Origin of the sequence: Phytopseudomonas daroniae (assembly GCF_004327275.1) — a bacterium.
GTDB lineage: Bacteria > Pseudomonadota > Gammaproteobacteria > Pseudomonadales > Pseudomonadaceae > Aquipseudomonas > Aquipseudomonas daroniae.
In genome coordinates this window covers 75,381-101,249 of sequence record NZ_QJUJ01000010.1, presented here as the reverse complement: position 1 = coordinate 101,249, position 25,869 = coordinate 75,381, and the positions used below count along the sequence as shown (strand labels likewise).

Genomic DNA, 25,869 nt, shown 5'->3' with positions numbered 1-25,869 from the left:
TGCTTTCTGCTCGTGGGGCTGAAAACGTCGGGTTGCGCAATGCGGCATAATACCGGGCGCAGCCCTCAACATACGGAGTTTTCATGAAAGTCGCGATTCTGTCCGGTTCGGTTTACGGCACCGCCGAAGAGGTGGCCCGGCACGCCGAGGGTCTGTTGAAGCAGGCTGGTTTCGACGTCTGGCACAACCCGCGGGCGAGCCTGGAGGATGTCCTGGCGTTCGGCCCCGAGGGCTTTCTGGTGGTGACCTCGACTACGGGCATGGGTGAATTGCCGGACAACCTGCAGCCGCTGTACTACGCCATCCGCGACAGGCTTCCCGCGTGGAGTGGTCTACCCGGCGGCGTGATCGCACTGGGCGATTCGAGCTACGGCGACACCTACTGCGGCGGCGGCGAGCAGGTGCGCGAGCTGTACGGCGAGCTGGGTATCCGCGAAGTGCTGCCCATGCTGCGCATAGATGCCAGCGAAAGCGTCACCCCGGCACAGGACGCCGAGCCCTGGTTAGCCGAACTTGCCGACGCACTGAGTGGCTAGTGACCGCCCATCCTGCTGGACGAACATTGTTGAACCACTGCCGGTCGGGTGTAAGGAGCGTTCGCTTTCTTTCATTGATGAAAGCGGGCGAGCTTCTCCCATCAACCTGGATGAAAGGTGACGACAATGAACAAGATGAAAATTTCCGCTCTCGTATTCAGTGGCCTGCTGGCCAGTGCCATGCTGCCTGCCATGGCGGATTCGACCGCCCCGGCGCCAACCGGGCCGACCGATCCGATATCTCCTCCGCCACCTAATGTGCCGCCTACGGACAATGGTCTGGGCAATGACAACGGTGCGATGACCCCCGGTGCTACCACTCCAGGCACCGATGGCAGCAGCACTGGCCCTGGCACCGGGACTGGAACCGGTACAGGCACCGGCACCGACACCATGCCTGGCGGCACCGACAATAGCGGTGGCACTGGCGGCGCAGGTTCTGGCACCGGGGATGGTACCGGCGGCGGTGCCGGCAGCGGCAGCCAGTAAGTCATGGCCGTAGCGCAGGTGTTCCCGGCGCACTGCTCGGGAGCCCTGCGCAGGTTCACGACAAGGGCGGGTTATCGATTGCCCTTGATGCCGTATTTGCGCAGCCGCGTGGCGATGGCGCTATGCGAGGTATGCAGCCGCGCTGCCAGTTGCCGGGTCGACGGATGGCTGGCGTAGAGTTTCTCCAGCAACTCCTTTTCGAATGCTGAAACAGCGGCCTCCAGGCTGCTGACTTCTCCCGCCGTATGCTGAGCGACGGCGGTGCCGGCGATATCCAGATCGCCGATCTGCACCAGATTGCTGTCACAGATCGCCGCCGCACGAAAGATCACGTTCTGCAACTGCCGCACATTGCCCGGCCAGCGATTGCCGAGCAGGGCCGGGTAGGTGTCGGGCGTCAGCCGGCACTGGGTGCGCTGAATCTGCGCACAGGCGTGTTGCATGAAGTGTCGTGCCAGCAGCAGGATATCCTGGCCGCGTTCACGTAACGGTGGCACCTGCAGGTTGAGCACGTTCAGGCGGTAGAACAGATCCTCGCGAAATTCCCCTTCGCTGACCATCCGCTCCAGGTTGCGGTGCGTGGCGCTGATGATGCGCACATCGACCCGTTCTTCACGATCACCGCCCACGCGGCGGAAGGTGCCGTCGCTGAGAAAGCGCAGCAGTTTGGCCTGCAGGTAAGGCGACATTTCGCCGATCTCATCGAGAAACACCGTGCCGTGGTTGGCCAACTCCAGCAAGCCCGGTTTACCGCCGCGTTGCGCGCCGGTGAAAGCGCCGGGCGCATAGCCGAAGAGCTCGCTCTCGGCGAGGCTCTCCGGCAGGGCTGCGCAGTTCAGGGCGAGAAAGGGCGCACTGTTACGCGTGCTGAGCGCGTGGCAGGCGCGTGCTACCAGCTCTTTGCCTGTGCCGGTTTCACCGTGGATCAGCAACGGCGCATCCAGCGTCGCCACACGTTGGGCACGGGCCTTGAGGGTGCGGATCGGCACCGAGTCGCCAAGTAACGAATCGAAGCCCTCGGCGTAGTCATGATGCAGCGCCGCCAGACGCGCGCCGATCCGGCTGGGTTCGTAAAGCGTCAGTAGAGCACCGGCCAGTTGATCCGTTTCGGCGGTTTCGCTGATGGGCGTGGCGTCCAGCAACAGCGCCTGACCGTTCAGCGTCACCTCACGTAACGGTAGGCGGAAATGTTGATCGAGCAGTGCCTGCTGCAGATCCGCCTCGGCGAACAGCTCGCCAAGCGCCGCCCCTTCGGGTTCTCGGCCGCACAGGGCGATCAGCGCCGGGTTGGCCAGCAACACCCGGCCGTGACCATCGACCGCCAGTACCGGATCGCTCATTGCCGCCAACAGCGCATCGAGCTGCAAGCGGCGACGCTGTCCGGGCAGGATGTCCACCACCGTCACCGCCTGCACGCCACGCACCTTGAACAGGGCTTCGCGCAACTCGTCGAGCACCGCCGCGCTAAGGGTCGGTGCGTCGATGTAGACATTGGGTGGCACCATTTCCACGGCATCCAGGTTGAGATTGCGCCCGCCCAGCAGGGCGAGCACTTCCTGAGTGATACCGACGCGGTCGATGAAGGTGACATGAATGCGCATGGTGAGCCGGGCAACGGGAGAACGGTGGCGCAGTATGCCCGGTCTGCCTCCCGGCGTTAACAGACCATTGAAAAACTACCTGCGTTGCCATCGCGGCGTTAAAAACAGGCTGGATTGCCAGCCCAGGCTAGGCGCCCCCATCAAAATGCTCATTTACAACACGTAAAGTCGAGCGCGACCCCGGTCGCTTTTGACTCACTACGCTAGCCCTGCGGGCCAGCCTTCGGCTGTTACTCCGCTGCGCTACGTTTCGCCGGGGGCGCCCAGCCTGTTTTTGCGGGGCCGCCATCGGTATTGCGCTGGCTACCTCGTCAACGTTTTTTCAATGGCCCGCTAGCTGATGCGCATCGTTAACCTGATCGTAACGATACGACGCTGCGCTTGATTGATGGGGTTAGCCCGCGCTCCTACTGTTGTGCCACGACAGCGGAACTCGTGGAGTCATCAATGACAACTACAATCGCCCCACCGCCGCAGTGGTCGAGACGTCGTGCCGAGAAGGCACGACGTCTCGACCAGGTGCGCGCCTTCGCCGATGGCGTGATCCTGCCCAGCGACAAGATCGTCGCCGCGCTCGAAGCCCTGATCGCCCCCGGTGATCGTGTGGTGCTCGAGGGCAACAACCAGAAACAGGCGGACTTCCTCTCTCGCTCGCTGGCCAGCGTCGACCCCGGCCGCTTGCATGACCTGCACATGATCATGCCGAGCGTCAGCCGCGCGGAGCACCTCGACCTGTTCGAGCGTGGCATCGCCCGCAAACTCGACTTCTCCTTCGCTGGCCCGCAAAGCCTGCGTATCAGCCAGTTGCTCGAAGATGGCCTGCTCGAAGTGGGCGCCATTCATACTTACATCGAGCTTTACTCGCGCCTGCTGGTCGACCTGATTCCCAATGTCGCCCTGGTTGCCGGCTTCCAGGCCGATCGCCACGGCAACATCTACACCGGGCCGAGCACCGAAGATACGCCGGCGCTGGTCGAGCCCACCGCGTTCAGCGATGGCATCGTCATCTTCCAGGTCAACGAGATCGTCGACGAGCTGCCGCGGGTGGACATTCCCGCCTCCTGGGTCGATTTCGTGGTGGTGGCGGACAAGCCGTTCTACATCGAACCGCTGTTCACCCGCGACCCGCGCCATATCAAGCCGGTGCACGTGCTGATGGCAATGATGGCGATCCGCGGCATCTACGAGAAACACAACGTGCAGTCGCTCAACCACGGCATCGGTTTCAACACTGCCGCCATCGAGCTGATCCTGCCGACCTACGGCGAGTCCCTCGGGCTGAAGGGCAAGATCTGCCGCAACTGGACGCTCAACCCGCATCCGACGCTGATCCCGGCCATCGAGACCGGTTGGGTCGAGAGCGTGCATTGCTTTGGTACCGAACTGGGCATGGAAGGCTACATCGCCCAGCGCCCGGACGTGTTCTTCACCGGCCGAGACGGCTCGATGCGTTCCAACCGGCTGATGTGCCAGTTGGCCGGACAGTACGCGGTCGACCTGTTCATAGGCGCGACCTTGCAGGTGGATGGCGATGGCCATTCCTCTACCGTTACCCGTGGTCGTCTGGCCGGTTTCGGCGGTGCGCCGAACATGGGGCACGACCCGCGTGGGCGTCGCCACAGCACGCCCGCCTGGCTGGATATGCGCCCGGCGCAGAGCGACTCGCCGCTGCTGGAACGTGGCAAGAAGCTGGTGGTGCAGATGGTCGAGACCTTCCAGGAGGGCGGCAAACCGACCTTCGTGGAAACCCTCGACGCCGTCGGGGTGGCGCAGAAGGCCGGTATGCCGCTGGCGCCGATCATGATCTACGGCGACGACGTCACTCACCTGCTCACCGAGGAAGGCATCGCCTACCTCTACAAGGCACGCTCGCTGGAAGAGCGCCAGGCGATGATCGCTGCCGTTGCCGGGATCACTTCCATCGGTTTGCGTCACGACCCGAAAGACACCGAGCGCATGCGCCGCGAAGGGCTTGTCGCACTGCCGGAAGACCTTGGCATCCGCCGCGCCGATGCCAGCCGCGAACTGCTGGCGGCCAAGAGCATCGCCGAACTGGTCGAGTGGTCCGGCGGGCTCTACAACCCGCCTGCCAAGTTCAGGAGCTGGTGATGAGCGCAATCCATTCAACGCAAGCGCAGCTGTCGCTCAGCGAGTACCTGGCGGATCTGGCGGTAGACGCGCTGATCGACGAAGCCGATCTGTCACCCAAGCCGGGTCTGGTCGACAAACGCGGCAGTGGCGCCCACTCCGATCTGCATCTGGGCCTGATGCACGCCTCGGCGCTGTCGCTGTGGCCCTGCTTCAAGGCGATGGCGGAGGTCGCGCTGGCCGAGGGCGAGGTCAACCAGGTTTTGCGCGAGGCACTCGGGCGGATAGGCCGGGAGGGTGAGCAGGAGATGCTGCGCATCACCGGCGGGGTCAACACCCATCGCGGCGCTATCTGGGCGCTTGGATTGCTGTGCGCCTCCGCAGCGCTGGATAGCCGGCAACTTGCCGCCAGCCCTGTGGTGATTCGCGCCGCCAGAATTGCGCTGCTTACAGATCGTGCATTGCCAGCCAGCCGTGACAGCCACGGTGCCGAGGTCTGCCGGCGTTATGGCGTTCATGGTGCCCGCGAGGAAGCGCAACTTGCCTTTCCGGCGGTGATTCACCATGCGCTGCCGCAGCTGGCCCGCAGCCGTGCAGCCGGTGCCGGGGAGCAGAACGCCCGGCTGGATGCCTTGCTGGCAATCATGAGCCAACTGACCGATACCTGCGTGCTGTACCGCGCGGGTCTGGAGGGGCTGCGCTGCATGCAGAGCGGCGCCCGCGCGGTGCTCGATGCCGGCGGCGTTGCCAGCCTGGCCGGGCGCCGGCGCCTGCGCGAGTTGGAGCACGACATGTTGAGGCTGCGCGCCTCGCCCGGCGGCGCGGCGGATCTGCTCGCTGCCTCCTTGTTTCTCGACCGCCTGCAGCACGGCTTGCCGGCACAGATTGGGAGTCTCTGAACATGGAAACCCTGTCCTTCGAATTTCCTGCCGGGCCACCGGCCCGTAACCGTGTCCAGGTCGGCTGCGTCGGTTCCGGTGATCTGGAAGTGTTGCTGGAGCCCGGTACCGACGGCACCCTGGCTATTCAGGTGTTGACCTCGGTAAGCGGGAGCGCGCCACGCTGGCAGCAACTGTTCGAACGCATGTTCCGCGAGCAGCAACTGCCTGCCCTGAACATCGCGATTCACGACTTCGGCGCCACGCCCGGCGTTGTACGCCTGCGCCTGGAGCAAGGGCTGGAGGAGCTGTTCCATGACTGATACGGCTCGCTTGCTGAAACACCGCAGTTTCGTCGAACTGGATGCCCGCCAGCGGGCCCGTCTGTTGCTGGATGCCGGCACCTTCCGCGAACTGCTCGACCCCTTCCAGCGCATCATGTCGCCGTGGCTGCCGAAACAGGGCGTGGTACCGCAGGCTGACGATGGTGTCGTCATCGCCAAGGGCATGCTGGCGGAGCAACCTGCCGTCATTGCCGCTATAGAAGGCAATTTTCAGGGCGGCAGCATGGGCGAGGTCGGGGCCGCGAAGATAGCCGGGGCGCTGGAGCTGGCGATAGAGGACAACCGTCAGGGTATTGCCACCCGCGCCGTGTTGCTGCTGGAAACCGGCGGGGTGCGCCTGCAGGAGGCCAATCTGGGGCTGGCGGGCATCGCCGAGATTCACTCGGCCATCGTCGAGTTGCGCCAATACCAGCCGGTTATCGGTCTGATCGCCGGCAGCGTGGGCTGTTTCGGCGGCATGGGCATCGCCGCCGGGCTGTGTAGCTACCTGGTCGTAACGCGTGAGGCGCGCCTGGGGCTCAATGGCCCGCAGGTTATCGAACAGGAAGCCGGTGTAGAGGAGTACGACTCTCGAGATCGACCCTTCATCTGGAGCCTGTCCGGTGGGCAGCAGCGTCAGCTCAGCGGGTTGGCCGATCGCTATGTCGAGGACGATGTCGAGGCCTTGCGCAGCGCCGTATTGGAACTGTTCGAACAGGGGCATCCAACTGCGCAACGCAGTCGCCAGTACGAGAATTACCTGGCGCGTTTGCAGCGGGTACCTGAAGCACAGATCGATGCCCATACCGCCTGCCGCGTATTGAAGGGGGAGTGACCATGAGCAATCACATCAACAGTCGTGGGGCGCTGTGGATTCGTGCCCTGACTGGCCAGGACGGTCTTCACGCCGGGCTGCCCGCATCGTTACGTGTGGTCGACGCGCTGCTGGGCGATCATCCGGCTCGTTTTCTGACCCTGGTACCTGATCCGCACAGCCGCTTTCCCCGGTCGCGTCAGGGGGAGGCTGGACTGCTCGAAGGTTGGGGCCTGGGCAGGGCTGTGGAGGAGGTGCTGCAGGCGGATGCCCACGTGGCAGCGAAGCGCGCGCTGGTGGCTATCGTCGATGTGCCAAGTCAGGCGTATGGGCGTCGTGAGGAGGCCCTCGGCATTCATCAGGCACTCGCTGCGGCGGTGGATGCATACGCTCGGGCACGGCTGGCCGGCCATCCGGTGATCGCGCTGCTGGTTGGCAAGGCCATGTCCGGCGGTTTTCTCGCCCATGGCTACCAGGCCAATCGGATGATCGCCCTGCGCGATCCGGGTGTGATGGTGCATGCCATGGGCAAGGAGTCTGCGGCACGTATCACTCTGCGAAGCGTCGAGGCACTCGAAGCGCTGGCCGCGGAAAATCCGCCCATGGCCTATGACGTCGACAGCTATGCCTCGCTGGGGCTGTTGTGGAAAACCCTTGAGATTGGCAGCGTGATCGAGCCCGATGCAGCCGACGTGGCACAGGTACAGGAGGTATTGCGCCAGGCGCTGGAAGACATCTACCACGGGCCGCGGGATCTTTCCGGGCGCCTGGGCGCGCCGCTTCGCGCCGCTTCGCAGCTAGTCAGGGAGCGGCTGCGCGAGCAGTGGTAGCCATCTTTCCAGATCCCCACGATCTCCTGTGGGGATTCACCGCCCAGCACCTGCCAGCCGATGCTCCCGCCTGGTGTACAGGCGCTATACAAGGCGGTTTTCCGGTAGTGGTGCGCCGCGCGCCGCTGCGCTCCGGTTGCATCGCCGTCGGCCTGCGCGGCAGACAGCGTGACGAACGCTTTGCGGGCTGGCTGCCTCTCTCGGCGATAACCCGCGTACTGCGCCCCGAAGCGCTCACCGATGAAGCGTCGATCATGCCGGCCAGCTTGCCTGTCTGGGAGGCACTGGCTATCGTCCGTCCGCTTCTCGATCGTTGCGGCTTGGTGTGGGGCGTCACCGGCAGTGCCGGTTTCCAATTGGCCTGCGGCCAGTCGGTGGTGCATGCCGGCAGTGACCTGGATCTTCTTCTGCGTACACCGCATCCTCTAGGTCGCGCTATGGCGCGGCAATTAATGGACGATCTCGGCCGTGCCCCTTGTCGTATCGATGTGCAATTGCAAACGCCTTGCGGTGGCGTGGCGCTGGCCGAATGGGCTCGCGACTGTGGACGGGTCATGGTGAAAACCACACACGAGCCGCTGCTGCTGGCCGACCCCTGGGAGGTAACCCCGTTATGAGCACCTTGCTGGTTTTTCCAGGTCAGGGCGCCCAGCGCGTCGGCATGCTGAAGGATCTGCCGGACGCATTTCTGCGCCGCTGCAGCGATGTACTCGGTGAATCCGCTGGCGAACTGGACAGCGCCGAGGCCCTGCGCTCCACCCGAGCGGTGCAGCTGTGCCTGCTGATTGCCGGTGTCGAGGCCTGGCAGCGCTTGCAGGCTCAGGGCGCGCGCGCCGATTACGTTGCCGGGTTGTCCATCGGTGCCTATGCGGCAGCGGTGGCAGCCGAAGCGCTGACATTCGAAGACGCCCTGCGCCTGGTGGCGTTGCGTGGGCAACTGATGCACGACGCCCATCCGGCAGGCTACGGCATGACCGCCATTCTGGGGCTGGAAGTCGCCGAGCTCGAACCTCTGCTTCTGCAGGCTCAAGCGCGCGGTGAGGAAGTTTATCTGGCCAATATCAATGCCCTGCGACAACTGGTGGTATCCGGTTCGGACCAGGCCATGGCGACTCTCGCCGAAGCGGCTCGCCTGCGTGGCGCAACCTGCTCGCGTCGACTGGCCGTCAGCACGCCGTCTCATTGCCCACTGCTCAGCGAGCAAGCGCATCGCTTGCATGAAGTATTCGCCGCTACCCCGCTGCAGGCTCCCCGGCTGCGTTACCTCAGCGGTAGCTCCGCACGCCTGATTCGTGATGCAGCAAGCCTGCGTGAGGATCTGGCCTTCAATATGTGCCGCCCCATCGACTGGGCCGGTACGGTGGCAGGGGCCTACGAGCGTGGCGTGCGTCTGCAGGTTGAGCTGCCACCGGGCACGGTGCTCACCGGTCTGTCCCGATCCGTCTTCGTCGAAGGCCGTGTGGCTGCCTTCGAGGGGACTCGCCTGGACAGCCTGGTTGCCTTGATCAAGCAGAACGACGTTTAGCGGGCTGTTGAAACCTACCTCGGCTTTGGCTTCCTGCGTCGCTCTACCTCCTGCCTCCATGCAGTCGTGCGTTGCCGCTGCTTCGTTAAAACACCGTTTTGACTCACTTCGTTCTGGGCCAGCCTTCGGCTGTTACTCCGCTGCGCTATGTTTCGCCTGGGCTGTCTCGCCTACGTTTTTCAACGGCCTGCCAGGTTTCTGCGCCTCAGCTTCTACTGCCTCCAGCCTCCCAAAAAACGAGCATAAAAAAGGCGGACTCAAGGCCCGCCAAGGACAGCATCACCTATGCGGTGTCAGATGGCGGGCCCCATTACGTAGTCCGGCAGGAAGGTGGCTATCTGTGGGAACAGGCACATGACGAAGATCGCCAGTACCATCACCAGCACATAGGGCAGCGCACCCCAGAGGATGTCCCGGGTCGGTATATCGGGCGCGATACCGTTGATGACGAACAGATTCAGCCCCACCGGCGGGGTGATCAGGCCGATTTCCATGTTGATGGTGAGGATCACCGCGAACCAGTAGGGGTCGAAGCCCGCCTGCACCACGATGGGAAACAGCAGCGGCGCCGACATGACGATCACCGCCACCGGCGGCAGGAATAGCCCGGCCACCAGCAGGAACACGTTGATCAGCCCCATCAGCACCCAGCGGTTGACCTCCAGGGCGGCGATCGCCTCGGCCACCGACTGGGTGATGTACAGCGAGGAGAGGGCGAAGGCGAACAGTTCGGCCGAGGCCAGGATCATCATGATCATGACGCTTTCGCGCATGCCGGCGCCGAAGATGTTGCCGAACGTGCGCATCTTGAACAGCCGGTAGACCACCACAACCACCAGCAGGGTCATCATGGCGCCGGCGCCAGCCGCTTCGGAAGGAGTCGCCACGCCGCCATAGAGCACATAGAGCACGGCCACGATGATCAGCATCAGCGGCAGCACCCTGGGCAATACGATCAGCTTGTCGCGCAGGGTGTAGACCACGTCGCCGGCGCCGAAGCGGAAGCCCTTGCGACGAGCATCGATCATCGCCCAGCACATGAACATGGCGGTCAGCATCAGCCCGGGCATCACCCCGGCGAGGAACAGACGGCCGATTGAAGTCTCGGTGGCGATGCCGTAGACGATCATGGTCACCGACGGCGGCAGCAGGATACCCAGGGTGCCACCGGCGGCAATCGAGCCGGTCGCCACCGAGGCGGGGTAGCCGCGGTTGATCATCTCGGGGATGCCCATCTTGCCGATCGCCGCGCAGGTCGCCGGGCTCGAGCCGGTCATGCCGGAGAACACCGCGCAGGCGCCGATATTGGACAGCACCAGGCCACCCGGAATCTTGTACATCCAGCGATCCAGCGCGCGGTAGAGATCCGCGCCCGCCGGTGTGCCGGCGACGATGGCGCCCATCAGCACGAACATCGGGATCGACACGAACGCCAGGTTGCCGATACCGGCGAACATGGTCTCGGCCACCACGCCGATGACGTCGGGGCCCATGGCCATGAACAGTCCGCCCATGGCTGCCAGCCCGAGGGCGAAGGCGATCGGCATGCCGGTGCCGAGGAACAGGAACAGCGTGCAGATCAGAAAGACGCCTGCCAGGGACGGGCTCATTTCACTTCTCCCAGCGGTTTTTGGGGTTTGAGCAGGGCGGGATCGATACTCGCGTCCGCCTGGGTCATGGTTGCGGGCACGAGCCGGGCGCTCCACAGCTTGATGATTTCCACCAGGTACTGCAGGCATAGCAGGCAGAAGCCGACGAGCATCGGCGTGGCGGGAATCCACAGCGGGATGGCGGCGATGGTCGAGGTGGTCCAGCCGCCTTCCCAGGCCTCAAAGACATAGATGGCGCAGGCCACGCTCATCAGGCAGCAGAAGGTCAGCCCGAGCACGGCGCCGAGCAGTTGCAAGCGTCGGCGATTGGCCGAGGACAGCAGCAGTTCCACCACGTCGACGCCGACATGGCCTTTCTTCATCAGCACGTAAGGGGCGCCGATGAAGATCGCCGCGGTGGCGGAGAACACCACCACTTCGGTCTGCCAGATGGTGGGAGACTTGAACAGGTAACGCATGAGGATCATCTGGCACATGACGGTCATGGCGATGATCAGCAAGAGGGCTGCGAAGGCACCGCACAGTCGTGACAATGCTTCGACGGCAGAGATGAATCGTCTGGACATGGTAGCTCCTTGAACCCCGCAACCACGCGGGCGTTGCCGCGCGGCGTCATGAACACGACCGGCCGCCCCGTGCAGGCGGCCGGATCAGGAGGTCACTGCACGGCCAGCGCCTTGTCGAGGAGCTCCTTGCCACCTTTCACCTTCTCGGAAAAGTGCTTGTAGGACGAAGCGCGCGCCACTTCCATCCAGGCGTCGTGATCCTCCTTGCTCAGGGTCACCACCTTCACCCCAGCCTTGCTGAAAGTTTCGCTCATGCGCTGCTCACCCTTGGGGCCTTCTTCGGCGAAGTAGGCTGCCGCTTTGCTGGCGCCGGCCAGGAGTGCGTCCTTCTGCGCCTGATTCAGGCGGTCAAAGGATTTTTTCGAGATCAGTACCGGCTCGTACATGAACCACAGGGCGTTGGTGCCCGGAGCGGTCAGGCATTTCACCTGCTCGTACAGGCGGTAGGAAACGAAGCTGTCGTTGGAGGTGTTGGCGGCGTCCAGCACACCGGTCTGCATGCCGGTGTAAATCTCCGAGGATGGCATCGAGGAAATGGACGCTCCGGCGGAGGCGAGCATCTGCTCGAAGGCCGGCCCTGCAGCACGAATCACCTGGCCCTTGATGGTTTCTGGCGAAGTGATGCAGGTTTCTTTCGAGGCGAAGCCACCGGCGAGCCAGGCATCGGCCAGGACGATCGCGCCATTCTTCTCGGTCAGGGCATGAATGTCCTTCATGAACTCCGATTCGTTGAGGCGCTGGGCGTGCTCGTAGTTGTGTACCAGGCCGGGCATCAGGGTGGCGGAGAACTGCGGCACGCGGCCCGAGGCGTAATCGAGGGGCAGGGCGGTCATGTCGAGCTGGCCGCGGGTCAGTGCGCCCCATTGTTCGTTGGCCTTGTACAGCGAAGAGGCGGGGAAGATCTGGATTTTCATACCGACGTTGGCGGCGGCTACTTCGCGAGCAATGATCTGTACCATTTCATCCCGTGGGTCGCCCGAGTTGCCGGGAAACTGGTGGGACGCGCGCAGGGTGACGTCGGCGAAGCTTAGGGTACTGGAGGCGAGCAGCAGCGCGGTCGCCGAGGAACGGAACAGGGCGTTCATGGAGTTTCTCCTAGTTGACACTCAGAACCGCCCGTGGCGATTCATTGTTGTTTTTATTTCTGGTCACCGGGTCTTTCTTGTTGTCACGCACGGGCTATTCACCCGAACTGGTTGTCAAGCTAGCCTGCAGGGAGGATCAGATCAATTAAGCGGCTACCCTGACCATTACGGCCAGGTTAACGGTCGCTTTGCGCAAGCAAGGCGGCGCGATGGTTGTTCTGGTACATGCGGCATTCGGCCACCAGCGCCAGCAAATTGGGGTCGCGTTCGCGCGACCTGAGAAACACCATGCCGATGTGCTGCTGCAGGCGATAGCGGGCCTGCAATGGGATCAGTCGCACGCGGTTCTCATACACCGCGGCGATGCGTCCCGGCAGCAGGGCATAGCCGACTCCCGAGCTGACCATGCTGAGCAAGGTGAAAATATCGTTCACCTGCATGGCCACCTTGGGGGTGAAGCCTGCCTGCTGAAACACGCGTTCGCCGTCACGGTGGGTGGCGAAGCCCTGTGTCAGGGTGATGAAGGTAGCCTCGCGCAAGTCGGCCAGGTCGACCTCGGCCACGTCAGCGAAGGACGAGTCGGTGGGCGCTGCTAGAAAGACATCATCGGAAAACAGCGGAAGGTGTTCGCAGTCGCTATCGATGGTGTTGTCGTCCAGCGAGACGAGGATGGCATCGAGCTCCATGTTCTTCATGCGATAGAACAGATCGACATTCGAGCCGAGGGTCAGATCGATATTCAGCTCGCTGCGCCGCATCTTCAGGCCCATGATCAACTGCGGCACGGTTTTCACTGTCAGCGAATACAGTGAACCGAGCTTGAAGCGCTCGGCTGAGAAGCCGGCCGCTTCACGGGTCAGGCGTACGGTATCGACGACATCCTGCACCAGCTTTTGCGCCTTTTCCTCCAGCACGTAGGCGCTTTCCAGGGGAATCAGGTTGCGCCCTTCGTGCTTGAACAGCGGGCAACGCAGGGCGCTTTCCAGCGAGTGGATGGCGCGGTGGACGCTGACGTTGCTGGTGTCCAGCTCGCTGGCCGCCCGTGAAAGGTTGCCGCTGCGCATGAAGGCCAGAAAGATTTCCAGTTTCTTCAGCGTCAGTTCTTCGTCTATCTGCATGGGCCGGATCCAGTCCTTGGCAGGGGAGTGGCCCGATTGTGCCGCAGATAGCTTGCACTGTGTCGACTCAGCCGCAGGCGATGCGTTCGATTACTTCCGCTTCGGTGATGTCGATATTCAGGCGCTGGGAATTGTATTCCAGGGTCACCATGTCGCCAGGCGAGAGCACGCGTGCGGTGCGTGCACCGGCCTGCTGGCGCGCCTGTTCGACGATTTCGGCAGTGGCTACCTGGCCGAGCAGGCTCTGCGCGCCTGCGGCATTGCAGGTGCCATCGCCGTGGGCGGGTTTCGAGGCCTGGGTGGGCGCTGTGTCGGTCGAACTGCAGCCGGCGAGCACGGCGAGCAGAGCGGCGCCGCCAATCAGGTGTTTGAAAGCCATTGCATGATCCTTGTGTGTGAAGGGTTCACTGTGAAGTACCAGAGTGTGCCGTGTATCGGACTGTCTTGTCGTGCCCGTGTTCCGAATTCAGCCTATCCAGACACTGTTGAGATGCATGAAGCACTAGTGATTGCTCATACTCCGCTGAGTGGGGCAGCGTGGTTTGTAGCATTTCTTTACAATGGCCGACTGTTTTCAGGATCAAGGCAATGCCGTGCAACCGGTCATTTCTATTCAGCAGCTGAACAAAACCTACGCGTCTGGCCATCCAGCGCTGAAATCCATCGATCTGGACATCCACAAGGGTGAGATCTTCGCGCTGCTCGGCCCCAATGGCGCCGGCAAGACCACGCTGATCAGCATCATCTGCGGCATCGTCAACCCCGGCAGCGGATCTGTGACGGTCGGCGGCCACGACATCCAGCGCGATTACCGGGCGGCCCGCTCGAAGATCGGCCTGGTGCCCCAGGAGCTGTTCAACGAAGGCTTCGAGAGCGTCTGGGCGGCGGTGCGTTTCAGCCGTGGCCTGTTCGGCAAGGCGCCGAACCCGGCCTATCTGGAGCAACTGCTGCGTGACCTGTCGTTGTGGGACAAGAAGGATGCGCGCATCTTCGAACTGTCCGGCGGCATGAAGCGCCGGGTGATGATCGCCAAGGCGCTGTCCCACGAGCCGGAGATCCTCTTTCTCGACGAGCCGACCGCCGGGGTCGACGTCGAGCTGCGCCGCAACATGTGGGAAATGGTGCGCAAGCTGCGCGAGCGCGGCGTGACCATCATCCTGACCACCCACTACATCGAGGAGGCCGAGGAGATGGCCGACCGCATCGGCGTGATTCGCAAGGGCGAGATCATTCTGGTGCAGGACAAGGACACCCTGATGCGTCAGCTCGGCAAGAAGCAATTGACCCTGCACCTGCAGCAGCCGCTGAGCGAGCTGCCGCCCGCGCTGCAGCGCGACGATCTGCAACTGCGCGACGACGGCTACGAGCTGGTCTACAGCTTCGACGGCCAGCAGGAGGAAACCGGTATCGCTGCGTTGCTGCAGGCGCTGGCGCAACACGGCATCGCCTTCAAGGATCTGCAGTCGAGCGAAAGCTCGCTGGAGGACATCTTCGTCAGTCTGGTGAGGGATCGGACATGAATTTCTACGCGATCCGCGCCATCTACCTGTTCGAGCTGGCCCGTACCTGGCGCACCCTGCTGCAGAGCATCGCCACTCCGGTGATCACCACCTCGCTGTATTTCGTGGTGTTCGGCTCGGCCATCGGTTCGAGCATGACCCAGGTGCACGGTGTCAGTTACGGCGCTTTCATCATCCCCGGCCTGATCATGCTGGCGCTGCTGACCGAGAGCATCTCCAATGCCTCGTTCGGCATCTACATGCCCAAGTATTCGGGCAGCATCTACGAGGTGCTGTCGGCGCCGATTTCCTATCTGGAAATTCTCCTTGGCTACGTTGGCGCGGCGGCTACCAAGTCCATCGCGCTCGGCCTGATCATCCTCGTCACGGCGCGGCTGTTCGTCGATTTCGAGATTCTCCACCCGTTCTGGATGCTGGCTTTCCTGGTGCTCACGGCGCTGACCTTCAGCCTGTTCGGCTTCATCATCGGCGTGTGGGCCGACGGCTGGGAGAAGCTGCAGATCGTCCCGGCGCTGATCGTCACGCCACTGACCTTTCTCGGTGGCAGCTTCTACTCGATCAGCATGCTGCCACCGGTCTGGCAGACGGTGACCCTGTTCAACCCGGTGGTCTACTTGATCAGTGCGTTCCGTTGGAGCTTTTACGGCGTGTCCGATGTCAACGTGTTGGTCAGCCTGGGGATGATCCTCGGCTTCCTGCTGGCATGCATCCTCACCGTCGGTTGGATATTCAAGACCGGCTATCGCCTGAAAAGCTGAAAAAGCTGCTGCGCGTCGGCCCTGCTGCGTTAAAAACAGGCTCGGAATGCTCATGTACAAAAGTACATTCCGCTTCCTCGCCTGTTTTTGCCTTGCATGATCCTAGCTCGCGAGCTTTTCCGTAGGATGTGAAAGGGTGGGTTCCAGGCTTTTTTCATGCCATTATCCGACGCAGAAGAATTCCGAGAATGGTCATGCTGGACGAGTTACTCCAACGCGTTCGTGGCTACAGCCCGCACTTCATGGAAGCCCAGGAGGGCTTCCCCGAGGCTGCGGTGCTGGTGCCCATCACCCGCAGCGATGAGCCGGAAGTGGTGCTTACCTTGCGCGCCAGTGGCCTGTCCACCCATGGCGGCGAAGTCGCCTTCCCCGGGGGCCGCCGCGACCCGGAAGACCACGACCTGATCGACACCGCCCTGCGCGAGGCCGAGGAAGAGATCGGTCTGCCGCCCGGGCTGGTCGAGGTCGTCGGGCCGCTCAGCACTCTGGTCTCCAGGCATGGCATCCAGGTCACGCCCTATGTTGGTGTGGTGCCGGATTTCGTCGATTACCAGGCCAACGATGGCGAGATTGCCGCGGTGTTTTCCGTGCCCCTGGCGTTCTTCCGTGACGACCCCCGTGAAGTCACCCACCGTATCGATTACCTCGGGCACAGCTGGTACGTGCCGAGCTACCGTTATGGCGAGTACAAGATCTGGGGGCTGACGGCGATCATGCTGGTGGAACTGGTCAATCTGGTTTACGACGCCGGCATCGATATGCAGCGCCCGCCCGAGTACTACATTCACCTCAAGTGAGCCTGGCTCCGAGACTTTCGCCATGAAATACCGCCTGGGCAATGCCCGCGTCGAGCAGCATCCGCAAAGCTGGATAGCACCCACCGCCACCCTGATCGGCAAAGTGCGCCTCGAGGCTGGCGCCAGCGTCTGGTTCGGCGCAGTGCTGCGTGGCGACAACGAGCTGATTCATATCGGCGAGGACAGCAACGTTCAGGATGGCGCGGTGATGCACACCGACATGGGCTCGCCGCTGACCTTGGGCAAGGGCGTGACCGTTGGCCACAACGCCATGCTGCACGGCTGTACGGTCGGCGATTACAGCCTGGTCGGCATCAATGCCGTGGTACTCAACGGCGCCCGTATCGGCAAGCACTGCATCATCGGCGCCAATGCGCTGATCGCCGAGGGCAAGGAAATTCCCGATGGTTCTCTGGTGGTGGGTTCGCCGGGCAAGGTGGTGCGTGAGCTCACCGAGCAGCAGAAGAAGCTGCTCGAAGCCAGTGCCGCTCACTACGTGCAGAACGCCAGGCGTTACGCCACTGATCTGGCCGGGCAGGAAGACTGATGCAAACCGTCGAACGTCCCGTCGCCTCGCCCTGCGTGCATGTCTGCGCGCTGGACGAAGAGGACATCTGCATCGGTTGCCAGCGCAATGTCGACGAGATCACCCGCTGGAGCCGCATGGACAACGACGAGCGCCGTCAGGTGCTGCAGTTCTGCCATGAGCGTGCCCGGGACAAAGGCATCCTGCTGTAGCGGGATGAGCCATCTGATTCAGACACATCCCACACCGGCAGCCGCTGCTTTATAGCTGCTGTCAGTCGTTACGCGCTCCGCCGAACGCGGCACAGCCGCGCATCAGTTGGTCATTGAGGCGCAGCTCGGCGCTCAGGTGCTGTACCGCGCCGCTCATGTCATTGACGCAACGCTGCGGCGCGATCCACAGCTCGACGCGCTGACCATTGGCTTCGCTGGTCAGATTGATGCGGCCGTCAGGCAACTGCTCTTCCATATAGGGCAGCGCCAGGGGTTCGTGATCCGGGCCGCTGAGCACCATGCCCTGGTTGCTCACGGTCACGCTCCAGAATGGCTCCTGGCCACTGGCGCGCAGCAGCGTGCGCTTGAAGTTGGGGTCGTCACAGCCATGGCCTTCACCCTGCAGCCGGTACACGCGGCTCAGCTCCAGCCCGCCGTCGGCGCCGCCGACCTTGGTCGAGCCCAGGCGCCCACGCAGGTCGGCGAACAGAACCGAATGGCCATCGCCCAGCAGCTCGCTGCTGTCCTGCGTGATGCTGGTATTACCCTCGGTGATCGCGAAGCGGCGTGGATCCTGGCAAGGTTTGAACCACAGCTGGTCGGCTTCGCGGGTCAACTCGCCCTGCAGGCGCGTCTGGGATTTTTCCGGATCCACGGGTTTGCCCTTGTACACCTGGCAACTGGCGAACAGCGGCAACAGGGTGAACACTAAGAGTTTGCGACTGATGTGCATGTGGCTCTCCGTCTGGCGAGCGGCCACGTTACCGAGGCCGCAGGGCAATCTCAAGGAAAGCTATCCGATGATCTGCTGCAAGCGCGTTTATGAATCCTGGGAAGAGGGCGACGGCTACCGTGTACTGGTCGACCGCCTATGGCCGCGAGGTTGCCGCAAGGATGCACTGCGCCACGATGAGTGGCTGCGTGACGTGGCGCCGTCAGCGCAATTACGCCGTAACTTCGGGCACCGAGCCGAAGCTTACGAAGCGTTTCGCGATGCCTATCGCCACGAGCTGGCCGCTCACCCGGAGTACTGGCAGGGCCTGCTGGCCCGGGCTGCGGCGGGAAATCTGACCTTGCTCTATGCCGCGCGGGATACCGAGCACAACAATGCCAGAGTGCTGCAGGACTTTCTCGAGGATGAGCTGGAGCGATGCACGGGAAGCAGCTCGCCAGTCTGTTATGCCGGTGAGTTCTAAAAGCCTGTTTGTAGCTGTCAACTAATCCCGGACAATTGCGTTAAGTTTTCCCTCGACCACCGCAGGCGATAGTCCACTGTTAACCTGATGTGACCGTTGGCAGTTGTACCGTTGCACCAGAAAACATCCGATATCTTGCTGAGCAAACGAGGCGCATAGGTAGCCCGTGATCGGAGTCCACTCAGTCCTCAGGCTGCGAAAAAGCCTCCCCATCGGCGCAACGCCGACTCAACCAGCCCAAGCGAACGGGCTGCTTCGACGTGGCTGTAGCCCTGGTCAAGCACCAAGCCAGTCTCTCGCTTGAACTCGGAAGTAAACGTGCGACCTTGCTTGGTCATCAGACACCTCTCTGTGGTGAGTTTTCACGCGGCCGGACACTCCGAGCGAGCGCGTATCCAGAAAGCCCCCGGCACCTGCATACCGTCAACCCGGCGGTAAGAAATTCAATCTTCCAGGCGGTTTTTTGAATTGGCGCCGTTGGCCGCTGCCACTAGAAAATAGCCTGTCGAGACTGCCGGCTGAAGTTATGTCTCGGATACTTCCCTCGCAGCGATAAAAAAATAAGAAGGAGACTGCCGATGACCCAGACATTCAACCCCCACCGCCGCCGCTTCTTGCGCAACTCCGCGCTTCTCGGGCTGGGTTTTACCGTAGGTGGAATTGTTGTCCCTTATATAGGGCGAGCCGCCGCTACCCAGATTAGGGTCGCAGTCAATCCGGGGCTGGAGAATGCCACGCTGACTGCACTGCTGAACCAGCAGGACTATTTCAAGCAATTCGGTGTCGATGCGCTTGTCGTCGAGGCTGGCGGCGCGACCGGTCCCTTCGATGCTATCGCCGCCGGAGCAGCGGACGTGTGCATGATCTCGGGCTATAACGGGCTGCTGTCGCGGATCGAGCAAGGCGCCAGGGTCAAAATTGTCGGAGCCGGAATGAAAAAGACCGCGCTGACGGTCTTTGCAAAGCCTGATGGGATCGAGACGCTCGCCGATCTGAAGGGCAAGACGGTTGCGGTCGGTCCGTCCCTGGGGCTACTACATGCCCTGATGCTGCAGCTGTTGAAAGAAAAGAGCATCGACGCTTCGCAGGTGAACTTCGTCGACAAGGGAAGCAATGATCAGTGCTATCAGGCAGTCGTAAGTGGCGAAGTCGACGCCTGCTGCTCAAGCATCTCGCACCTGAACGACAAAGACGGACTCGTGGCTATCCGCGAGGGCAACATGTGGCAGGAACTGCCCAAATACACTTTTCAGACCGCCTATGCATCCAATTCCGCGCTCAGGGACAAGCATGAGGGCATGGTCGCCGTAATGGCTGCTTACGGGGCGCTCTACGATTATTTGATGTCGCCAGCAGCGCATGACGCTTTCTTCGAAGCGCGCAGGCGCGCCGAAAAAAAATTCGACGCGGCATCGGCACAGGCCATGTGGGATTTCATCCAGGCACAGCGCCCTTATTCCAAGGACTTGTCGCTGACCGACGACGATATCGGTTACCAGCAGGACATGTACATCGGTTTGGGTGGCTTGAAGCAGAAGCAACCCTTCGCCGCAGTGGCCGACATGTCGGCGGCGACGGCCGCAGCGAAGCTGCTCGGTTGAAGCGATCGCAGCGGGGTAGGGCGGCCTTGCCTGATGAGTTTGCCTCGATCTTGAACTCATGACCGCAACGGGTCGCGTTGGATCTTTCGTCTGCGCGACAGCATCTGTTAGGCAAATAGCATTATTGGCGCCATGCCAAGGGAACTGGAAATGAATGTAGAAACTGAGAGTGCTGTAAACATCAATCTGAGCCGCGCTCAACTGATTGAAAAAGCGATTGAGCGTGGTGAGGGTCAGCTCGCTGACTCCGGCGCTCTGGTCGTGACCACGGGCAAGCGCACTGGGCGTTCGCCGCAGGATCGTTTCATCGTCGAAGAGCCGAGTACAAGCAATGCAATCGATTGGGGCAATGTCAACCGTCCGTTCGATGCCGACAAGTTCGATGCGCTCTGGGAACGGGTTGAAACCTATCTGACCGATCAGGAGCAGTTTGTCTCGACGGTTCATGTGGGCGCCGATCAGAACCACTACCTGCCGGTAATAATGACCACGCAAACTGCCTGGCAGAGTCTCTTTGGGCAGAACCTGTTCATTCGTCCCACGGACTATAATCCCAAGGGCAAGGAAGAGTGGCAGATCCTCAATGCTGCGGGCTTCCGTTGTGATCCTGAACGAGACGGCACCAAGACGGATGGCTGTGTGATCCTGAACTTTGCCCAGCGCAAGGTGCTGATCGCCGGTATGCAGTACGCCGGTGAAATGAAGAAAGCCATGTTCTCGGTGCAGAACTTCCTGTTGCCGCAGAATGACGTGCTGCCGATGCATTGCTCCGCCAACGTCGGCGACGATGGTAGCACCACGCTGTTCTTTGGCCTGTCCGGTACCGGCAAGACCACGCTGTCCGCGGATCCTGAACGCTACCTGATCGGTGACGACGAGCACGGCTGGGGCAAGGACGTAGTGTTCAACCTGGAGGGTGGTTGCTACGCCAAGACCATTAATCTGAGCCAGAAGAACGAACCCATCATTTGGGATGCGATACGTTTCGGTGCGATCGTTGAGAACGTCGTTTTGAACGAAACCCGTACAGCGGATTACGTCGACACCAGCCTGACGGAAAATGGCCGTTGCGCCTATCCGCTGGCGCACGTTAATAAACGTACCAGGCACAATCTGGGTGGCGAACCGCAGGCGATCATCTTTCTGACCTGCGACCTGGCCGGTGTGCTGCCACCGGTGTCGATTCTGAGCAAGGACGCGGCGGCGTACCACTTCCTGTCAGGTTACACCGCGCTGGTGGGTTCTACCGAAATGGGTTCAGGTGACGGTATCAAGTCGACCTTTTCCACCTGCTTTGGCGCAGCTTTCCTCCCGCGCCCGGCGCGTGAATACGCCGATCTGCTTATCAAGCGTATTGAAGCGTTCGGCTCTCGGATCTATCTGGTCAACACAGGCTGGACCGGCGGCTCCTACGGTACTGGTGAGCGCTTCAGCATCCCGACGACCCGCCGCATTATCGCCGCGATTCAGAGTGGCGCCCTCACCGACGTTGAGACCGAGCATCTGCCTGGCCTTAACCTGTCGGTTCCCAGAGCTGTTCCGGGAGTGGAGACCAGGCTGCTCAATCCACGCAACACCTGGGCGGACAAGGAAGCGTATGACGCCACGGCCAGGGATCTGGCCGGGCAGTTCACTGAGAACTTCAGCCAATTCAGCGGTATTGATGAACGCATCATAGCGGCGGGGCCGAGTCAGTCAGGATGGCCTCTGCAATAGAAGCCCAGTCGGCCACACCGCCAGGATCAGGCATTCATAGTGCCTGATCCTGCTGAAAACTCGGGCAGCCATTGCTCAAGCGATACGCGCCAGCCCGCTAGCCAGCCCCTTGATCGGTTAATACTGATGGACGAAGTGGCCGTTCAGACGCACCAACCGCTCTGTGCCCGATCCAATCGGGCCGTGCGGTGATTTCGCGCAAACCTTCGAGGAACGCTGTATGCGCCCGCGTCGGCATCCAGTCGCTGCGGGTCGTCACACCCTTGCACAGGACATCGTCGAGATAAGGGCAGTGAAGTTCGGTCAGAATGCCTAGGCCGAGATCGTATTGTGCCTCGGAACGCGTCATCAGCGTGATCGTGTCTGAACTGAGCAGCAGTGTGCGGCTCATGGTCTGCGAAGAGGTCTCGAGGTAAAAGCCCGGGCGCGTCTGTGTAGCATCGAAGGTGGCCTCGATCCGGGTGCGCCGCGGCGTGCCTACGGGCGGTACCACCCACTGGAAATGTGCAAGATCCGCGGGCGTGACCTCTTCGTATTCGGCGAGTGGATGACCAGGCCGCGCGACTACGCAGTAGCTGTCCCAGAAGAGGATTTCTTCACTGACATCGCCGGCCCTGTCGGGCTTGCGCAGTGTCCCGAAGATCATGTCGATCCGGCTGCTGGTCAAGTCCGCGAGCAGCTTGTGATATTCACCCGATACGATCCGCACCTTAACGGATGGATAAGAGGCCATGAACCGTCGCGTCGCCTCGGCCAGCTCGTGCGAGCCGGCCATCGGCAGCGTTCCGACGATGAGTTCAAGGCTCCAGGTTTGCGCTGCCGGAAGAGTCTCGTCGCGCGCCAGTTCGATCTCACACATTGCACGACGGAACTCGCGAGCGAGGAAAACGCCGGTCTTGTTGGGGATGGGGCCCTGCGCACTGCGGTCGAACAAGGGCTTGCCGAGCGTGCGTTCGAGCGTTCGAACCGAGCGGAATAGCGAGGTGGGGGAAAGGCCCAGGTTCTGGGCTATTTCACTCACCCGCCCCTGGTCGCTGGTGGCGATGAGCGAGCGCAGCTGCGTACCCGTTATCAGCCGGTCAACCTGCGGCAGATTGCGATCCTGTCCGCTCCTTGTCCGGTTCAGGACATGTGCGATCGCGCTGTCGAGAATCTCGAAGAAGCGGTCGATCCGCAGTAGGTATTGTTTGCCTATCGCCGTCGGATAGCTGCCCGTGGCGCGTCGCTCGAAAATCTGAGTGCCGATCTCCGCCTCAAGGTTGGCTACCGCCTGCGTGACTGTCGGTTGTGAGGTATAGAGTTCTCGCGAGGCGCTGCTCACCCCGCCTACCATGCCGACCACCTGCACCATCCGCAAATGGCGCAGGTTAGGAGTGTGTATGAACTGGAGCATGCTGTCGTCCCGGAGCTGAGGTGGCTCTCCGCCCGTTTCCGAGCGGGACTTGGGTGCTACCAGCATTGCGCCTCGACTTATCGGCAGATAGCCAACGAGTCCGTGACGCCGCGCCTGCGCAAAATATGCTCGAGAAGGGGGAGGCTCGTTCAGCCTCGCTCCAACGACACGTTAAGGCTCCCATGATGGTCGCAGCACCTCGCCACTACGCTCGTTCCGGTATCGTTCATCCAAGGCTGCCCGTCAGGTCGTCAAAGAGTTCGTCAACCGACAGGGCGCGCGGAATGATCTTCTGGTCGAGTGCCCAGTCGATCGCGGTCTGCAGCCCCTTGCGGTTGGCCTCCAGGCCCAGCGGCGGGAACACCTCTGGCACACCGCCTTCGGTAAACTCGCGACTCTCGGCGATCATGCGGTAGATCTCCCTCACGACCTCGGGGTGTTTCTTCGAGATGTCCTGATGGACGACGAACATATGATTGATCGGCACGAAGCCTTCGCGTTCGTACCAGGCCTTGGCGGCGTTATGTGCATCGGGCACCAGCATGCGTACGCGCGGATCTTTTGGCATATCCTCGCCAAGCAGGGCTGCGTCGAGCTCGCCATCGAGCATCATCTGCGGGATGCTGGAGCCAGCCGGTAGGCGGATGCAGTTTTCCGGGTCATGGTACTCGGCCAGGTGGCCGTCACCGAGTGTCATCCAGGTGACCTTGTCGAGGTTTACGCCGTACTCGTGGCGCAACACGCCGCGAATCCACAGGCCGGTGGTCTGGGCGTAGGTACGCACACCCACCCGCTTGCCCTCGATGTCCTTTGGATCGAGGTGGCCGAAGTCGATGTTGAACCCGGCACAGTGGTGTTGCAAGCGCCCCGAAATCGGCGCAGGAAGTAGCACGTAAGGTTTGCCATAGGCCTTGGCCTGCAGGAAAGTGAGGATGGCAAGTTCGCCGGCATCGAACTTGTTCTCGCGCACCATGGCTTTGAAGCCGTTGTGCGCCGGCGTGGGGCCGCAGTAGTCGAGTGTGACGAGGTCGGATTTCACTCGTCCATCCTTCATCGCCTTGGTGACCGGATAATCGGCCAGGTTCGTGCGCAGGGTCAGCGCCATGGGAGTCTCCTTTGGATTCAGGAACAGTTCAGAGTTTGACTTCGATCAGGCAAGGGCCCGGCTCTCGGGCCGAGTTGACCATGGCCTTGTAGAAGCCTTCGGCGGTATCCACGGCAACGCTGGGCACCCCCATGCTTTTGGCCATGGCCTGCCAGTCGATGCTTGGACGGTCGATGTCGATCATCGACAGCGCACGCTCCCCAGGCGTCCCGGCACCCATGTTGGCGTACTCGGCCTTGAGAATGGCGTAGGTGTTGTTCGCGAAGATGATCGTCGTGACGTTCAGGTTCTCGCGGGCTTGTGTCCACAGCGACTGGATCGTGTACATCGCGCTGCCGTCACCGACCATGCAGAACACTCGGCGATCCGGGCAGGCCAGCGCCGCGCCGGTTGCCACGGGCGTGGAATAGCCGATGGATCCGCCCATGTTGTTTATGAGGTCGTGCGGCTGCGCGCCGATGGTCAGTCCGATTGACTCGCGGCCCGTGGTCAGCGATTCGTCGACGAGAATGCAGTGTTCGGGCAGGGCCGCTGCCAGCGCATGGGCGATGCTCGTGGGGTTGAGCGCACCGGTTGGAATTGGCGTCTGGATACGCGGCTGGACTATCGCAGAAACACTAGTGGCGCCGAGCGCGTGGAGCAGCATGTCGAAGGCGAGTTCGCTGTCCTCGTCAGCCTCGACGAGCTCATGCACCATCGTTCCCTCGGCCTTGAGCAGGCTCGGCTTGTCCGGGTAGGCGAAGAAGGCCACGGGCTCTCGGGTCTCGACCGTGACGATGTGCTTGAAGTCCTTGAGGAAAGCCATGGCCTGCGGTACAGCATAGGGGATGCGCGAGATTGGGACGAAGCCTGCGCCGCGTTCGATACGTGCCGTGAAGAACTGCGAGCCCAACTGAGCGCCAGTGGCCGCGGCTACACGGCCGGCCTTCTCCAGCGCCGCACCGCGTGTAGCCTTGTTGGCGAGGATGATCAGTGTCGGCTCGCCCGAGCGCAGCACCCGGGCGACATGCTCGATACGTTCGACGCTCGGCGTCTTGCGTTTGGCCGCCACAGGCGGTGGCAGCACCGGAGCTGCGCCGGTCTGCTGCCAGGACGTGTCGCCGGGCAGAATCAAAGTGGCTATCTGCCCGGGATGCTCACTTGCCTTGGCCACGGCCTGGGCCGTGTCCCAGGCGATGGAGTCCGCCGATCCTGCGCGGCGCACCCAGTGACTCAGCGGACGCGCCAAGCCCTCGATGTCGGAAGTCAGCGGTGGGTCGTACTTGAGGTGCGACGCGGAATGCTCGCCGATGATATTGACCATGCCCGACGAGGCGCGCTTGGCGTTGTGGATGTTAGCCAGGCCGTTGGCCAGGCCAGGCCCCAGGTGCAGAAGCGTCGAGGCCGGCTTGTCCTTCATCCGGTACCAGCCGTCGGCAGCGCCGGTGGCTACACCCTCGAAGAGACACAGCACGCTACGCATCTTCGGGTTTTCACCCAGTGCTGCGAGGAAATGCATCTCCGAGGTGCCCGGGTTGGCAAAGCAAATGTCCACGTTCTGGTCGATCAGGGTCGCGACGAGACTTTCTGCGCCATTCATAGC

At 62.1% G+C, this 25,869-nt stretch carries 27 protein-coding genes and 1 pseudogene; 17 read left to right on the top strand and 11 right to left on the bottom strand.

What is annotated here, in order from left to right:
• Positions 1 to 83: 83 nt before the first annotated feature.
• Positions 84 to 536, top strand: a complete 453-nt coding sequence (locus DNK10_RS20775) for a flavodoxin (protein WP_131192861.1) — start codon at positions 84 to 86, stop codon at positions 534 to 536.
• A gap of 126 nt (positions 537 to 662) precedes the next feature.
• Positions 663 to 1,025: a hypothetical protein gene (locus DNK10_RS20770; RefSeq protein WP_207390044.1), complete on the top strand. Its 363-nt coding sequence runs from the start codon at positions 663 to 665 to the stop codon at positions 1,023 to 1,025.
• 71 nt (positions 1,026 to 1,096) lie between these two features.
• On the opposite strand, the gene DNK10_RS20765 is transcribed toward DNK10_RS20770, so the two are convergent.
• A complete protein-coding gene (locus DNK10_RS20765; protein ID WP_131182518.1) occupies positions 1,097 to 2,626 on the bottom strand; it encodes a sigma-54-dependent transcriptional regulator in 1,530 nt (509 codons plus the stop codon).
• A gap of 447 nt (positions 2,627 to 3,073) precedes the next feature.
• Between DNK10_RS20765 and mdcA the strand changes: the two genes are divergently transcribed.
• The 7 genes from mdcA to mdcH are packed head-to-tail and all read left to right on the top strand — an operon-like array spanning position 3,074 to position 9,084.
• On the top strand, positions 3,074 to 4,735 hold the full coding sequence (gene mdcA / locus DNK10_RS20760) for a malonate decarboxylase subunit alpha (RefSeq protein ID WP_131182519.1): 1,662 nt from the start codon (positions 3,074 to 3,076) through the stop codon (positions 4,733 to 4,735).
• Positions 4,735 to 5,613, top strand: coding sequence for a triphosphoribosyl-dephospho-CoA synthase (locus DNK10_RS20755; protein ID WP_131182520.1), 879 nt, complete (start codon positions 4,735 to 4,737; stop codon positions 5,611 to 5,613). The genes mdcA and DNK10_RS20755 overlap by 1 nt, the downstream gene beginning before the upstream one ends.
• A gap of 2 nt (positions 5,614 to 5,615) precedes the next feature.
• Entirely contained in the window at positions 5,616 to 5,915 is a 300-nt protein-coding gene (locus DNK10_RS20750) for a malonate decarboxylase subunit delta (protein ID WP_131182521.1), read from the top strand.
• Positions 5,908 to 6,750: a biotin-independent malonate decarboxylase subunit beta gene (locus tag DNK10_RS20745; RefSeq protein ID WP_131192860.1), complete on the top strand. Its 843-nt coding sequence runs from the start codon at positions 5,908 to 5,910 to the stop codon at positions 6,748 to 6,750. Before DNK10_RS20750 ends, DNK10_RS20745 begins: the two co-directional genes overlap by 8 nt.
• A gap of 2 nt (positions 6,751 to 6,752) precedes the next feature.
• A complete protein-coding gene (gene mdcE / locus DNK10_RS20740) occupies positions 6,753 to 7,559 on the top strand; it encodes a biotin-independent malonate decarboxylase subunit gamma (RefSeq protein ID WP_131192859.1) in 807 nt (268 codons plus the stop codon).
• Positions 7,553 to 8,176, top strand: coding sequence for a malonate decarboxylase holo-ACP synthase (locus DNK10_RS20735; RefSeq protein ID WP_131192858.1), 624 nt, complete (start codon positions 7,553 to 7,555; stop codon positions 8,174 to 8,176). Before mdcE ends, DNK10_RS20735 begins: the two co-directional genes overlap by 7 nt.
• Complete coding sequence (gene mdcH / locus DNK10_RS20730; RefSeq protein WP_131192857.1) at positions 8,173 to 9,084, top strand: malonate decarboxylase subunit epsilon; 912 nt, start codon at positions 8,173 to 8,175, stop codon at positions 9,082 to 9,084. Before DNK10_RS20735 ends, mdcH begins: the two co-directional genes overlap by 4 nt.
• A 293-nt stretch (positions 9,085 to 9,377) precedes the next feature.
• On the opposite strand, the gene DNK10_RS20725 is transcribed toward mdcH, so the two are convergent.
• The 5 genes from DNK10_RS20725 to DNK10_RS20705 form a co-directional block, all read right to left on the bottom strand.
• Positions 9,378 to 10,694: a TRAP transporter large permease gene (locus DNK10_RS20725; protein WP_131192856.1), complete on the bottom strand. Its 1,317-nt coding sequence runs from the start codon at positions 10,692 to 10,694 to the stop codon at positions 9,378 to 9,380.
• Entirely contained in the window at positions 10,691 to 11,260 is a 570-nt protein-coding gene (locus tag DNK10_RS20720) for a TRAP transporter small permease subunit (RefSeq protein WP_131182527.1), read from the bottom strand. Before DNK10_RS20720 ends, DNK10_RS20725 begins: the two co-directional genes overlap by 4 nt.
• A 92-nt stretch (positions 11,261 to 11,352) precedes the next feature.
• Entirely contained in the window at positions 11,353 to 12,345 is a 993-nt protein-coding gene (locus DNK10_RS20715) for a TRAP transporter substrate-binding protein (RefSeq protein ID WP_131182528.1), read from the bottom strand.
• Positions 12,346 to 12,521: 176 nt separating this feature from the next.
• Positions 12,522 to 13,463, bottom strand: coding sequence for a LysR family transcriptional regulator (locus DNK10_RS20710; RefSeq protein WP_131192855.1), 942 nt, complete (start codon positions 13,461 to 13,463; stop codon positions 12,522 to 12,524).
• A 67-nt stretch (positions 13,464 to 13,530) separates the two neighbouring features.
• Positions 13,531 to 13,842 carry an I78 family peptidase inhibitor gene (locus DNK10_RS20705; RefSeq protein ID WP_131192854.1) on the bottom strand — a complete coding sequence of 104 codons (312 nt, stop codon included), beginning with the start codon at positions 13,840 to 13,842 and terminating at the stop codon, positions 13,531 to 13,533.
• A 214-nt stretch (positions 13,843 to 14,056) separates the two neighbouring features.
• On the opposite strand from DNK10_RS20705, the gene DNK10_RS20700 reads away from it, so the two are divergent.
• The 5 genes from DNK10_RS20700 (at position 14,057) to DNK10_RS20680 (ending at position 17,276) form a co-directional block, all read left to right on the top strand.
• Positions 14,057 to 14,983, top strand: a complete 927-nt coding sequence (locus DNK10_RS20700) for an ABC transporter ATP-binding protein (RefSeq protein ID WP_131192853.1) — start codon at positions 14,057 to 14,059, stop codon at positions 14,981 to 14,983.
• Positions 14,980 to 15,741 (top strand): ABC transporter permease, encoded by a 762-nt coding sequence (locus DNK10_RS20695; RefSeq protein ID WP_131192852.1) that lies wholly within the window; start codon positions 14,980 to 14,982, stop codon positions 15,739 to 15,741. Before DNK10_RS20700 ends, DNK10_RS20695 begins: the two co-directional genes overlap by 4 nt.
• A gap of 194 nt (positions 15,742 to 15,935) precedes the next feature.
• Positions 15,936 to 16,538 carry a CoA pyrophosphatase gene (locus DNK10_RS20690; RefSeq protein WP_131181778.1) on the top strand — a complete coding sequence of 201 codons (603 nt, stop codon included), beginning with the start codon at positions 15,936 to 15,938 and terminating at the stop codon, positions 16,536 to 16,538.
• Between the two features lie 22 nt (positions 16,539 to 16,560).
• Positions 16,561 to 17,085, top strand: a complete 525-nt coding sequence (locus DNK10_RS20685; protein ID WP_131181779.1) for a gamma carbonic anhydrase family protein — start codon at positions 16,561 to 16,563, stop codon at positions 17,083 to 17,085.
• Complete coding sequence (locus DNK10_RS20680; protein ID WP_131192851.1) at positions 17,085 to 17,276, top strand: DUF1289 domain-containing protein; 192 nt, start codon at positions 17,085 to 17,087, stop codon at positions 17,274 to 17,276. The genes DNK10_RS20685 and DNK10_RS20680 overlap by 1 nt, the downstream gene beginning before the upstream one ends.
• A gap of 61 nt (positions 17,277 to 17,337) precedes the next feature.
• On the opposite strand, the gene DNK10_RS20675 is transcribed toward DNK10_RS20680, so the two are convergent.
• The gene (locus tag DNK10_RS20675; RefSeq protein ID WP_131181781.1) at positions 17,338 to 18,009 is read right to left on the bottom strand and encodes a COG3650 family protein; all 672 of its coding nucleotides are present in this window, start codon (positions 18,007 to 18,009) and stop codon (positions 17,338 to 17,340) included.
• A gap of 67 nt (positions 18,010 to 18,076) precedes the next feature.
• Here DNK10_RS20675 and DNK10_RS20670 point away from each other — a divergent pair, with 67 nt between their 5' ends.
• Complete coding sequence (locus DNK10_RS20670) at positions 18,077 to 18,472, top strand: DUF488 domain-containing protein (protein ID WP_131192946.1); 396 nt, start codon at positions 18,077 to 18,079, stop codon at positions 18,470 to 18,472.
• Positions 18,473 to 18,681: 209 nt separating this feature from the next.
• On the opposite strand, the pseudogene DNK10_RS20665 reads toward DNK10_RS20670, so the two are convergent.
• Positions 18,682 to 18,810: pseudogene (locus tag DNK10_RS20665) on the bottom strand (transposase); the annotation flags it as partial.
• Between the two features lie 240 nt (positions 18,811 to 19,050).
• On the opposite strand from DNK10_RS20665, the gene DNK10_RS20660 reads away from it, so the two are divergent.
• Entirely contained in the window at positions 19,051 to 20,073 is a 1,023-nt protein-coding gene (locus tag DNK10_RS20660) for an ABC transporter substrate-binding protein (protein ID WP_131192850.1), read from the top strand.
• 150 nt (positions 20,074 to 20,223) lie between these two features.
• Positions 20,224 to 21,789: a phosphoenolpyruvate carboxykinase gene (locus tag DNK10_RS20655; protein ID WP_131192849.1), complete on the top strand. Its 1,566-nt coding sequence runs from the start codon at positions 20,224 to 20,226 to the stop codon at positions 21,787 to 21,789.
• Between the two features lie 97 nt (positions 21,790 to 21,886).
• On the opposite strand, the gene DNK10_RS20650 is transcribed toward DNK10_RS20655, so the two are convergent.
• The 3 genes from DNK10_RS20650 to DNK10_RS20640 all read right to left on the bottom strand — a co-directional run bounded on the left by DNK10_RS20650 (position 21,887) and on the right by DNK10_RS20640 (position 25,866).
• Positions 21,887 to 23,182 carry a LysR family transcriptional regulator gene (locus DNK10_RS20650; protein WP_165496019.1) on the bottom strand — a complete coding sequence of 432 codons (1,296 nt, stop codon included), beginning with the start codon at positions 23,180 to 23,182 and terminating at the stop codon, positions 21,887 to 21,889.
• Between the two features lie 226 nt (positions 23,183 to 23,408).
• Positions 23,409 to 24,287 carry a substrate-binding domain-containing protein gene (locus DNK10_RS20645; protein WP_131192847.1) on the bottom strand — a complete coding sequence of 293 codons (879 nt, stop codon included), beginning with the start codon at positions 24,285 to 24,287 and terminating at the stop codon, positions 23,409 to 23,411.
• A 28-nt stretch (positions 24,288 to 24,315) separates the two neighbouring features.
• On the bottom strand, positions 24,316 to 25,866 hold the full coding sequence (locus DNK10_RS20640) for an acetolactate synthase large subunit (RefSeq protein WP_131192846.1): 1,551 nt from the start codon (positions 25,864 to 25,866) through the stop codon (positions 24,316 to 24,318).
• Positions 25,867 to 25,869: the final 3 nt, after the last annotated feature.